10 protein-coding genes are annotated in these 13,138 nt (G+C 39.7%); 1 reads left to right on the forward strand and 9 read right to left on the reverse strand.

All coding sequences use genetic code 11. The features are described from left to right. Positions 1–9: 9 nt before the first annotated feature. Positions 10–513 (forward strand): GNAT family N-acetyltransferase, encoded by a 504-nt coding sequence (locus tag IHV12_RS18770; protein WP_197191868.1) that lies wholly within the window; start codon positions 10–12, stop codon positions 511–513. A 153-nt stretch (positions 514–666) separates the two neighbouring features. Here IHV12_RS18770 and IHV12_RS18775 read toward each other — a convergent pair whose 3' ends face one another. From IHV12_RS18775 to IHV12_RS18815, 9 genes are all read right to left on the reverse strand, one after another. After that, on the reverse strand, positions 667–1,509 hold the full coding sequence (locus IHV12_RS18775) for a phytoene/squalene synthase family protein (RefSeq protein ID WP_197132553.1): 843 nt from the start codon (positions 1,507–1,509) through the stop codon (positions 667–669). Between the two features lie 5 nt (positions 1,510–1,514). Beyond that, complete coding sequence (locus tag IHV12_RS18780) at positions 1,515–2,954, reverse strand: phytoene desaturase family protein (protein ID WP_197132550.1); 1,440 nt, start codon at positions 2,952–2,954, stop codon at positions 1,515–1,517. Further along, positions 2,951–4,447, reverse strand: a complete 1,497-nt coding sequence (locus IHV12_RS18785; protein WP_197132547.1) for a phytoene desaturase family protein — start codon at positions 4,445–4,447, stop codon at positions 2,951–2,953. Before IHV12_RS18785 ends, IHV12_RS18780 begins: the two co-directional genes overlap by 4 nt. Positions 4,448–4,725: 278 nt before the next feature. Further along, complete coding sequence (locus IHV12_RS18790) at positions 4,726–4,896, reverse strand: hypothetical protein (RefSeq protein ID WP_186320649.1); 171 nt, start codon at positions 4,894–4,896, stop codon at positions 4,726–4,728. A gap of 43 nt (positions 4,897–4,939) precedes the next feature. Next, positions 4,940–6,208, reverse strand: a complete 1,269-nt coding sequence (locus IHV12_RS18795; RefSeq protein WP_197191869.1) for an ATP-binding protein — start codon at positions 6,206–6,208, stop codon at positions 4,940–4,942. A 118-nt stretch (positions 6,209–6,326) separates the two neighbouring features. Beyond that, complete coding sequence (locus IHV12_RS18800) at positions 6,327–8,126, reverse strand: ABC transporter ATP-binding protein (protein WP_197191870.1); 1,800 nt, start codon at positions 8,124–8,126, stop codon at positions 6,327–6,329. Next, positions 8,092–9,849 (reverse strand): ABC transporter ATP-binding protein, encoded by a 1,758-nt coding sequence (locus IHV12_RS18805; protein WP_197191871.1) that lies wholly within the window; start codon positions 9,847–9,849, stop codon positions 8,092–8,094. Before IHV12_RS18805 ends, IHV12_RS18800 begins: the two co-directional genes overlap by 35 nt. A 134-nt stretch (positions 9,850–9,983) precedes the next feature. Further along, entirely contained in the window at positions 9,984–10,982 is a 999-nt protein-coding gene (locus IHV12_RS18810; RefSeq protein WP_197191872.1) for a cation diffusion facilitator family transporter, read from the reverse strand. Between the two features lie 451 nt (positions 10,983–11,433). Then, entirely contained in the window at positions 11,434–12,855 is a 1,422-nt protein-coding gene (locus IHV12_RS18815; protein WP_197132714.1) for an alanine/glycine:cation symporter family protein, read from the reverse strand. Positions 12,856–13,138 lie beyond the last annotated feature (283 nt).

Below are 13,138 nucleotides of genomic sequence, written 5' to 3' on the forward strand. Positions count from 1 at the left end.
GGATATCATATGGAAGTCCGACTCTTAAAACCTGATGACGCAAAAGCATATTGGGAGCTTCGACTAGAGGCATTGAAATCAAACCCCGAAGCGTTCGCTTCGAGTTATGAAGAAGCAATCCAAAGAAAAGAGCCTATCAAAGAAGTAGCGAGCAGATTACAAGAAGAAGGCAGTTATACGTTCGGTATGTTTAATGAAGGGAACCTGATCGGCAACGTTACTTTAGTACAAGAAAAAGTGTTAAAGATGCAGCACCGCGGCAACATTTATGCCATGTATGTGAGCGCTGAGAACAGAAAAGCTGGCGTTGGCCGCTCCCTCATGGAAGCAGTTATCCAACACGCAAAAAATATATCTGTTCTCGAGAAACTGAACTTAACAGTAGAAGCTAACAATGAAAAAGCAAAGAACCTTTACACTTCACTCGGCTTTAAAACATACGGTTATGAAGAAAAAGCACTTAAAGTAGATGGTCATTTTCACGATGAGGAGCACATGGTATTGTTTTTATAATCATTGGTAAAGATTTTTTTCTGTTATTTTTCTCTCTGTTTAGTACTTAACAAGCACTCGCTACATTGGTTTGATTAAAATCTGATAAATATACAAAAGAGCTGATAACACAGGCATAACCTGGTTTTCAGCTCTTTTCCTAATAACGGGTATTTATTTCACAGCAATCTGCTTCAACAGATCCCCTTTTTCAGCACTTGATACAAACACTCTTCCGCTAAACACTTTATAATTCTGCTTACGAACCTTGTTTAGAATCTCGCGATAATAGATCGCTGCTAGCTGCACAGGCATTCTTGATTCAATCGGATAGTGTTCTAGTGTTTCATTAAATTTTGCATAAAAGACTTCCGCACGAATCGCTATACTCTCCCATGCCGCAATAAAGCGATCATCAACGATTTCCTTTTTCAGATCTTCTTCTGTATAGCTGTGTTCAGCCATCACTTTCGCTGGAACATATACTCTGTCACGATCTAAGTCTTCTGCGATATCCCGCAGTACATTCGTAAACTGCATACCGATGCCTAGTGAAATCGCTCCTTCGCGAAGCAGATCTTTTTGTTCAGGAGCTAATATCGGCAACAACATCAAGCCAACTGTACTAGCAACATGATACGAGTAGTATTCTAGCTCTTCCACCGTATCATAATGGGTCTTATATAGATCCATTTCCTGACCTTTAATCATATCTAAAAAGGCTTGATGATCCATCTCAAAGTTTTGAAAAACATCCTGCAGTGCGATCCACATTGGCTCGGCTGCAGGAATCACGCCGTTAAGAAACTGGTTGAACTCTGCCTTAAAGACAGCTAGCTCTTCCTTTGGGCTATCTCCCTCATCTACAATGTCATCTACCGTTCTGCAAAATGAGTACACGGCCCAAACGGCACGTCGCTTGTCTTCCGGTAAAAATGAAAATGCTTTATAAAAGGTTTTAGAATGAACTTTAATGATACTTTCACAATAAGAATAAGATTCCTGAACCGTTACCAACTGTTTCACGCCCTTTCAAGATATTTGGCTAGATGTTTTGCACTCTGCATAACGATGGGAACGCCACCACCTGGATGGATGGATGCACCGACCGCGTACAGATTTTCGTATGGAAGAGGTTTGATCTGAGGCCGGAAGACGCCAGATTGTTTGAGAGTCGGCGCGATACCAAAACTGCCACCTTGGTACAACCCATCAGTGAGTGCATCATTAGGTGTGCGGATTTCGCTCCACACGATAGACTGCTTCAGACCTGGATATCCTCTTTTTTCCAAAGAATCAATAATAAAATCAGCATAAGCTTGTTTTTCAGACTCCCAATCTACTGTGTCTCCTGATGGAACTGGAACAAGTACGTACAAAACGCTTTTCCCTTCTGGTGCGAGTGTCTGATCTATTTTTGAAGGATAGAACGTATAAATAGCTGGATCCTGAGGCAACTTCTTTTGTAAAAACACTTCTCGCATATGTTCATCGAAGTGATCAGTCATAAAGAACTGATGAACATCCGCCTCATCAAACATTCTGTCTAGACCAAGATATAAAAGGAAACAGCCAGAAGAAGATTCGTAGTTTTTCTTGACCGGCTTTGGTCCTGGAATGAGATGGTGAATACCAGGAAAGTCACCATTATAAATGACCATGTCATGCAGGTGAGTGCCTTCTTCTGTCACCACCCCGTTACAGAAATTGCCTTGTAACGATAATGCTTCTACTGGGGTACTCAATCGAATCTCCACCCCTTGCTCGACTAACTTTCTTTGCAGCAAGTCTACAACACTTCCATACCCACCTTTTACATACCAGATCCCGTGAGCATGTTCACTAAAAGGCACTAGCGAATACATGGCTGGGGAGTTTTCGGGTGATCCTCCGATATATAAGGTTTGAAACGAAAAAGCTTCCTGCATTCTAGGATGGCTGAAATATGCTTCTGCTAATCTTTTTACAGATTGATAAGCTTTTAGTTTTGTAAGTGTGTGCAGATTTTTCGGTGTCCAGAAATCCCTTCGGTTTACGAAAGAACGATCTAAGAATGCTGTTTTCCCCTGGTGAAAACGCTCGTACATATCCGTAACGTACCGTAAGAATCCTTGCTCTTCACCTGGAAACATTCTCGTGATCTCGTTCAACTGTCCAGGCAGGTCACTCGTTTTATAAAAATGAGATCCGTCTGGATAATTCAGCTTATACATTGGACTGCATAAGATCAGCTCTAGCTCATCGCGCTCAATGCCAACCTCACTTAAAATTTCATAGATCATTTCAGGCAGCAGCACGATTGTAGGTCCGCTATCAATTTTGTATCCTTCTTTTTCAAAAAAGTTCAGCCTGCCGCCAAGTCTGGAACTTTTCTCGTAGATTGTAACCTCTTTACCTTGTTTTCTTAAGTAGAGTGCTGTAATTAAGCCACCTATACCTCCGCCAACAATTCCAGCATTCATACGGATCGAACCTCCATCGAGCTATGTTTCTCTGCCATCATCGTAGTTGTGATGCGGGCAGATTCCATAATCGTAGGAAGGCCGCTGCCCGGATGGGTACCTCCGCCTACGAGCCACAACCCTTCGATCTCTTTTTGCTTATTATGGGGTCTAAAGTACATCATCTGGGTTAATTGATGCCCCAGGTTAAACGTTGCACCTTTGTATACAGAGAGTTCGTTTTCCCAATCAAGCGGTGTAAACATATATTCTGTTTCGATATGCTGTTCCAAGTCTTTAAAATCCGTCCGTTCTTGAAGCTGCTCTAGAACAAGCTTTTTAAAAGCATGCTTATGATGTTCCCAATCGATCAAACTAAAATTGTTAGGAACAGGGGCTAAGATGTAAAGAGCAGACTTTCCTTCAGGTGCAAGGGTCGGATCAGTTACAGAAGGATTATGAATATAGATAGAAGGGTCTTGAGACAAAATCTTCTTCTTCGTAATCTCTTCAACATTCTTACGATAATCTTCAGAAAAAACGATCGTATGATGCGGAAGGTCGTATTTCTTATCCACACCCACGTATAGCATAAAAGCAGAACAAGAATAGCTCTTCTTCAGCAATTTATCGCTCGTATACTTTTTAGTAGATCCTTTAGGCATCAACTTTTCCATCGCATGAGCGAAGTCCGCATTAATCACTACTTCATCCGCAAGTACCTTTTCGCCTGAATCCAGTTGAAGGCCCTTCACTTTTCCTTTTTCGATAATAAGTTCCTTTACTCCTGATGAGGTTGCTACTTCACCACCATATTCTTTAATCACTTTAACCATTGCTTCTGTAATTTTGTTAACACCACCTACAGGATGGTACACCCCGTAAGCATGTTCCATATAAGAAAGAATCGTAAACGCACCAGGGCATTCCCAAGGAGACATTCCTAAGTATTTTGCTTGGAACGTAAACGCGAGTCGCAGCCTTTCATCAGAAAAATACGTTGAGAGTTGATCGTGCAATGAATCGGTTATCGTTAACTTTGGCAGTGCTTTAATAAACTTAAACTGCAAATAATCCAACAGAGAGTCATGCTTATTTTGTAGAATGGGCATGAGCGCTTCAAATTTTTCTTTTTCTTTCTTCATAAAACGTCTATAGCCTTCGCCGTTTCCAGGAAAGACTGTCTCAATATTCTTATACATCTCGGATTGATCTGTTGTTGAATCAATCGTTGCATCTTTAAATTTCAGTTGATACATTGGTTCAAGTTTTTTTAACTCGATATAATCTTCTAAGCGTCGATCCGCAAGCTGAAACATTTCTTCCAAGATGTGAGGCATATTTAAAAAGGTCGGACCCCGATCAAACGTATAACCATCTTGATGAAAAGCAGAAGTACGCCCGCCGATAAACGGTTGTTTTTCGTATACTGTCACTTGATATCCCTTACTGGCTAATAGCATGCCCGCTGTTAGACCACCAGGACCCGCACCAATTACAGCTACAGATTTCATACATACATACCTACCTTCTACTTTTACAAACTTTATACAAAATATTATACAAAAATTATACGATGCGTGTTCTATGATTGGCAAATTTAAAAGATATAAAAAAGCACACTCAAAAAAGTTTCGTTGATGTGTGCTTCTTCACATATGATGTGTATGTAACTTCGACGTAAGAAATAGAAAACCTTCCCAAAAGTTTAAATAAAATAAACTTTAAACATAAAACATAAAATATGACAAATTACCAAAAAAGCCTGTAGGTTCTACAGGCTTTCTGAACATCATTCTTTTGAATGTTTTTCTTTGTGATTAAGATAGTCTTCTTCTTCATTTTTTGGTTTTTTCTTTCTAGCTTGGCGCACGATTAATATAACAATAATGACAACTAACAATAAGCTGACATTTAAGAAGCCTCCAAAAAACTTAAAGAGTTCAGACATAAAGTTATCCATGCTGCTTCACCTCTTCTCAGCATTTTCCCCCTTTTTACGGTTTTTAAACCGTTTCTCTACTAAGAAGGTGAGTGAGAGGCAGTGTAACACTAACTTTCGTCCCTTTTCCCAACTTACTCGTATAATCTACTCTTCCACCCATTGATTCAATGATTCGCGTAGATACCATCGTTCCTAAACCGGTTCCTTGCTCTTTCGTGGAAAAGAAAAGTGAACCCACCCGTGCAAGCTGTTCTTTCGTCATTCCTTTACCTGTATCCCTCACAATAATCTTTACGCTGTCATCCTCTTCTATTAATTTTATAGTCACGCGTCCTTCTTTCGGTGTTGCCTCTACAGCATTTTTCAAAATATTTATAAGTGCTTGTTTTAACTGATTGCGGTCCGTAGTTATGACAGCGTCTGATTCAATAGTGTGTGTGAGCGAAATTCCTTCCTTTAACGCATAAGGGTTTAATAGAATGCTTAATTCCATTACTAATAAGGGAAGAGGGAATGTCTCGATCTTTTTAAATTCAGGTTTTGCAAAATTCAAGTAATCGCTAATAATATTTTCAGCTCTTCCTAGTTCACTAAGGATGAGTGGATAGTAATGCTTATGCCTCTCATCTTCCCCTTCCATCAACTGAAGAAACCCTTTTACAACAGTTAGCGGATTACGAACTTCATGTGCGATGGATGCTGCGAGCTCTCCAAGCGTATGCTGCTTCTCAGAACGACGGATCTCATCTTTCATCAAGTTTCTTTCAATGACAGATTCATTAAGAACAGCTGCGAAAACAACTGCTAAGATCTGAATGGTGCCAAACACACCTATGTATAGTACTAATTTTTGATCAAACACTAAAAAATCCTGATTAAAAGACAGATAAATCAACAGGATGATCAACTGAACAAGCGCTGGCCATGACCCTATTATAATTGAGAGATGAACCCTCTTCTTCGGGGTGGATTTCCAGAAGTATTTATAGATGAAAAAAGGGACTGAGCAAGCAATTACTGCTACGATATACGCTAAGAACAGGGTTTCGCCACCCATAGCTGTTCTAGTCAGCATAAGAGCAGCTATCGTTATGATTCCAGAAATCGGACCACCATAAAAAATAGACAGAACGACCGGAACATACCTTAGATCCCAGTACAGTGAAGAATCATAATAGGCAAAATACATACAAAGCGATGCGGCCGAACCATATAATAAGCCTAAGAAATATGGTGACCTGCCTATTTTCCGATGTTCGAACAAAAAGCTATAGCTTAATACGGGCGCAAGAACAATTAAAACATGTAAAAGCAGCTTCTCAACGATCATTCTATACTCCTTAGTCCGAGTGTCTTATGTTTTATCAATACGACAAAAAAAGGGCAATTCCTTCAAGAATCGCCCTTTTGTTATGACTAAAGTCTCATTCACCAATCATATTCACTTATCATGCATCTTGTTTTAATTGACTGTGATAGAGAGAATAATAGAATTTCTTGTTTTTTAACAGCTCTCCGTGTGTCCCTTTTTCTAGGATACCACCATCGTGAAGGACTAAAATTTGATCAGCCTGTTGAATCGTGTTCAATCGATGTGCGATCACAAAGCTCGTTCTACCCTGCATAAGACGCTGCAGAGCTTCTTGTATCTTCATCTCAGTAATCGTATCAATGGAGCTAGTCGCTTCATCTAAAATCAGTAAAGACGGATCTGCCAATATCGCTCTTGCGATAGATAAAAGCTGCTTTTGTCCCTGACTAATGCCGCTGCCTTCTTGGTTCAGTATCGTTTGATATCCTCTAGGCAGCTTCTGAACGAAAGAATGAGCATTCGCTAGTTTTGCAGCATTCATCACTTCTTCATCCGTCGCATTCAACCGTCCATACCGAATATTCTCAAGGATTGTTCCCTCAAACAAAAAAGAATCTTGAAGAACAAACCCCATATGACTACGGAGCGAGCTTCTTTTCACTTTTTTAATGTCATGTCCATCGATTAAGATCTGACCACTATCGCTTTCATAAAACCTAGAAAGCAGATTTACGATGGTAGTTTTTCCTGCACCAGTCGGCCCCACCAAGGCAACCGTCTCTCCCTCTTTCACAGAAAAACTCAATCCACTCACGGTTTTTTCATCCTTTTCATAAGAGAACGAAACATCTTTAAATTCTACTTTTCCTTTTACAGAAGGCAGTTCAGCAGCCCCGGTCTCATCCTTCTCTTCTTGTGATTCATCAAGGATTTCAAAGACTCTCTCTGCTCCAGCAACCGCAGAAAGTAACGTATTAAATTGGTTGGCTAAATCATTGAGTGGTCTCGTAAATTGTCTCGAATACTCAACAAATATAACGATTACACCGATTGAAACTTTTCCCTCTAGAGCAAGCATGCCACCGATTCCAGCAATTAATGCAAAGCTTCCATTGTTGAGCACGTTCATCAATTTCGGTATAAAACCGGAGAAGGTCTGCGCCCAATAACCAGACTCTCTCAACCGCTCATTCTTAGCCATAAATTCTTCCATTACTCTTTTTTCCTGTGAGAACGATTTTACGATACGCTGACCAGAAGTGATCTCTTCGATATATCCATTGATCTCACCCAGATTTCTTTGCTGCTCTTTAAACCGCGCACCTGTTCTTTTTGTAATCCACTTTAGACCAAAGAACATGAGTGGAACGATAGATAAAGAGATCAGCGTTAGTATGGGACTTAAATAGATCATGACACCGACTGTTCCAACAAGGGTGAGTATGCTTGAGAATACTTGAATAAATGAACTGTTCAACGTGGAGCTGACATTTTCTATATCATTCGTCACCCGGCTCATCAGTTCACCATGTTGCCGTTTATCAAAAAAGGAAATCGATAATCGGTGAAACTGGTTAAACAGATCGTTTCTCATTCTTAATACGGTATCTTGTGCGATGCCGATCATCCAATAGTTTTGCAGCCAAGTCGAAAGAGATTGACCTACAAATACAAAGATAAGACCGAATAAAAGTTTGTTTAATCCATCTATATTTTCTTTTACGATATACGAATCTATAGCCATCCCGATCAAAAAAGGACCGAGTAAGCTTAAAGCCGAGCTTATGATGACCATGAGCAACACTAGACTCAGAAGGAATTTTTGATCAGAAAAATAACTTCCGATCCGTTTGATCGTACTTGCCCAATTTTTAGGTTTTACTTTTTTTCCAAATAAATGATTATGTGGATGAGGTCTGTTTGAATCCTTTGACATGCTGAAAGTCCTCCTCCCCAAACTGTGATTGAACGATTTTTACATACAATGGTGAGGTATTCATCAATTCTGTATGTGTTCCCCATGCCTCAACTGCTCCATCGTCTAAGAGCAGAATATGATCCGCTTCCATCGCAGTACTGATTTTTTGCGTAATAATAAACGTTGTGCAAGAATACGTTTTTAGCGCTCTTAACAGCTTTGCTTCCGTTTTCAAATCCAATGCACTCGTACTATCATCCAGCATGAGTATCTTAGGTTTGCGAAGTAGTGCTCTTGCAATAGACAAACGCTGTTTCTGTCCGCCAGAGAGGTTGACACCGCGCTGCCCCACTCGAGTATCATAGTGATTCGGCAATTTTTGTACAGTCTCATGAATTTGTGCATCGACTGCCGCTGATACAACTTCATCAGAAGTGGCTCCCTCTTTTCCCCATCCAATATTCTCTGAGATGGACCCAGTAAAAAGAACGGCTTCTTGTGGGACAACACCGATTGCTTTTCGAAGCGTTTCAATCGGATAGTTCTTTACATTTATCCCATCAACAAGTACTTCACCTTCTGTTACATCATAAAGCCTAGGTACGAGTTGAAAGAGTGAAGTCTTACCAGAACCTGTTGAACCAAGAATCGCTAACGTCTGTCCTGGATTTACAGAAAAAGTGAGATTTCGAAGAACAGGTATATCACTTTCTGGATAGTGGAAAGAAACATTCTTAAATTCGACTGCTCCGTTACCTATCTTCAGAGAGTGATCTGTATCTTGAGATTCAACGAGGTCTATCTCTGTATCTAGGACTTCTCCAATTCGCTGTGCAGATGCTTTTGCACGGGAGAAAGCCATAATAATAAACGATATAATCGTCAGTACAGAGGAAATACGGAATGAGTAGTTTACGATTGCTACCACTTCTCCTACCTCAATTGACCCCATACTAACCTGTCTGCTGCCGAACCAAAGGATGAACAAAATTCCAATATTCATGACAAACAATAAGACAGGAATTGATACCTCAATTAAGCGAAGAGATGAGACTGTCTTTTCCTTCAATTCTCCGCTCACTTGTTCAAAGCGATTTTTCTCGAAATCTCTTCGTAAAAAGGCTTTAATCAGACGCATTCCCATCAGATTTTCACGCATCACACGATTCACGCCATCTAGCTTGTCTTGAACATCCCTAAACATACTGCCCGCAGTCTGGAGAACCCATTTTAAGAAAAATAACAAGAACGGTAATAAAACGACTAGCACTAGAGCCAGTTTCCAGTTCACGATTAAAGACATGATCACGCCACCTGCTAGTAACAGAGGTGCTCTAAGCATGATCCGCAAACTCATAAATACTGTATTCTGAAGCTGCGTCACATCATTTGTCATTCGTGTTATTAACGACGAGGCAGGGAACTTATTGAAATTCACAAAAGAAAAAGACTGCACCTTCTCAAAAACACGCCTTCTAATATCAAAACCATAGTTCTGACTAACATGTGCTGAGAAGAACGAATTCGCAATACCAGCTGCAAATGCGACTAGAGCAAGCCCAAACATGACTGCTCCCCAATACTTAACAACGCTTAAATCACTTTTTAAAATACCGTCATCAATAATTTTCGCCATAATTAACGGCTGCAGAAGTTCAACTCCAAGTTCAGTTAACGTTAAAAAAAGAGCAACACCTATCGCTACACGGTACGCTTTTAAATACGAAAATACTTTCCACATAATTTATCCCCCGAACATTACCGATGTTTAACAAACTTAACCATCTATCATTATATTATCCTTTTTCTTAAAAATATTTAACTATTTCGACTTCTTATCCTATTTTTTTCTAAATGAAAAACCCGCCAATATGCTTAGCGAGTCTTCTCCACCTTATCTTCTTTTCCGTTCACTTCAATTTCTGCTTTCTTTGGCCATGTTTTTACATGATCAGTTTCTAAGATCCCCATTGTAACATCACCAATGTCGGTATCTTCTAAAAGCTTATCTCTCACCCGATACTTAATATCATCAGCATCAGCCAGAGTAAATCCTTCTTTTAATTCAATATAGCTTTCTACGTGATACCTTCTACCTTCTTGTAGGATTCTTAGCTCTTTTATATCCACGACATCTTGGTCTGAAAGAATCACATTCGCAATTCGATCTTCAACTACTTTTGGTGCAGCAACACCAATCAGCCCTCGTGTGTTTTCAATTCCTAACTTAAATGCTACAACGACCAAAAGGATTCCGATCAATAACGTACCGATACCATCTAATATGTACGCTCCGGTTAGGTCGGCTAATACGATAGATATGAGAGCTAACAAAGCACCAGAAGTTGCGATTAAATCTTCGTAAAAGACTAAGCGTGTTGGTGGTGCAGCTAAAGCAACATTCTTAAAAGACTCCTTTACGATCCCGAATCCTTTTGCATCACTTCTAGTCTCGTGAACAATCTCCTTCATCGCCTTTATGAGGATAAAGCCATCAACTAAGATCGCAAGTATCATGATAGATATATTTAATAATAGATTCGTTGAAGATTGTGGATCCTGTATGAGTTTCCACCCTTTTAATATCGTTTCGTAAGCCATGATCGAAACTACGATTACAGCCACTAGAACGAACAGATTCACCACGCGGCCAAAACCTGCCGGAAAGCGTTTAGTCGGTTCTTTTTCAGAAAGAGCACTTCCGAAAAATACAAACGCCTGGTTTAATGCATCTGCAGCCGAGTGCAGAGTTGTTGCAAACATAGCACCACTTCCGCTGACTGCGGCAGCAATTCCTTTAGCAATAGCAAGTACTGTGTTTCCTAATGCGGCAATGCCAGACGACTTATTTCCTTTTTTAAGTAGTTCAATCAAAGGTCTGCCTCCACTCTTGTTTTGTTTTTTTAAGAATAAAAATAGCTTGTTAATCTTATTCTTTATGATTCCGTTATTGAAGCTTAGATTGCTTAGCCATACAACAGCTAATTTGGGTAAATAGCTTGAATGACTCTCCTTGGAAAGAAAGTGTAACGAAACATGGATATAAATTAATTACTTCCAAAAGCAAAAAAGAAGAAGAAAAGACTTGTTACGCACTTTTCTAAAAATTTTTCCTTCAGCTCATTGACTCCCTTGAAGTTTATTGGAGTGGAAGGTGTGAGACTCCTGCCCCGCGGAAAGCGAGTACTTGGAAAGGAAATGAACTACTTTCATAAAACATCAATGAACATGAAAACATCTTTTTAATAAGAATTCCTGTAATGCTTCTTATTTAAACCACAATAAAAAAACAGGCTGCTATAAACAGCCTGTTCATAATTGTTCACTATGATACTTTCTCTTCGTTATTACCTTGTGACTCTTTATATCCGCCTTCCCAATACTCAGCATTCTTAATGCCCAGTTTGGTTGAATCAAAAACTGGATCAAGCCCAGCTTTCTTTTGCTCCTCGTAATCTTTTAATACACGAAGTGCTGGCTTAGCTAAAATCAGGATAGCGATCAAGTTCAGCCAAACCATGATACCTAAGCCGAGGTCTCCTAGTGCCCAAGCTAAGTCTGCTGTTTTCACTGCTCCGTAATACGTCGTTCCTAACATTACAATCTTAAGCAAGAACATAGGAATTTTGTTGTTACGGCCTCTCATAAGGTATGCGATATTCGTTTCTGCAATATAGTAGTACGCCATAATCGTTGTGAATGCAAAGAAGAATAATGATATAGCAACAAATCCAGAACCGAACCCAGGAAGAACAGATTCAATCGCCTCTTGAGTAAAAGCAGTTCCCGCTTCTACGTTAGGAAGGTTCTCAACAATAAACGACTTGTCTGCTTCATTTTGAACATTGTACATTCCTGTAAAAAGAATCATGAAAGCTGTTGCTGTACATACAAGCCATGTATCAATATATACAGAGAACGCTTGTACAAGTCCTTGTTTAGCAGGATGAGATACTTCAGCTGCTGCAGCTGGATGAGGCCCTGTACCTTGCCCCGCTTCGTTTGAATAGATTCCTCGCTTAACGCCCCACATGATCGCAGAACCTACAATTCCACCAAATGCAGAATCAAAAGAGAACGCACTCCTAAAAATTAAAGAAAGTACTTCAGGAATCTGAGGGATATGGAAAGCAACAATGATTAATGAAACAAGCACATAGCCAATTGCCATAAATGGAACCACATATTGCGCTACATTGGCAATCCTTTTAACACCACCAAAAATGATAGCGGCTAAAATAACAATTAAGAAAATACCCGTTACGGACGGATTGATGTTAAAAGCATTATCAAGTCCAGCAGCAATCGAGTTAGACTGGATACCCGGCATCAGTAGTGCCATAGCAGCTAAAGCTGATATGGCGAAAATAATCCCGTACCATTTCCAACCTATACCCTTTTCAATATAATACGCAGGGCCACCACGATATTCCCCGTCCTGTTTCACTTTATACACTTGAGCAAGTGCTGATTCAACAAAAGCACTAGAAGCACCGATAAATGCGATCATCCACATCCAGAAAACCGCACCAGGGCCACCAAATCCGATCGCAGTTGCTGTTCCTGCGATGTTACCCGTTCCTACTCGGCCTGATAACGCAATCGCCAAAGCTTGGAAAGAGGAAACTCCCGCTTTCGAACTTTTTCCTTCTAACATGAGTTTGATCATTTCTTTAAAATGACGAACTTGCAAAAATCTCGTTAAAATTGAGAATAATAGCCCTACGCCTAAACAAAAATAAATCATCGGCTGACTCCACAGAATCGCCACTGCATCTCCTACAAACGTTTCAAAGCTGTTCAAAAACTTTACCCCCTTGTATTTGACTGAAAATTTTCTCTATTTGTAATTATATGATAAATCATATATGATTACAAATTGTGACCAGAAACGCCAAAATTATTTACGGTTTTTTACCTATTATGAAGTTAGTCATGGTAAGAAAACAAGATAAAATTCTTTCCAGTATGGACATTTGTATCTTTTGTCGTGTACAGTTCCTAGTTGAATCTCAAATATTCAGAAAAAA

It is taken from the genome of Fictibacillus sp. 7GRE50, from assembly GCF_015903875.1.
GTDB lineage: Bacteria > Bacillota > Bacilli > Bacillales > Fictibacillaceae > Fictibacillus > Fictibacillus phosphorivorans.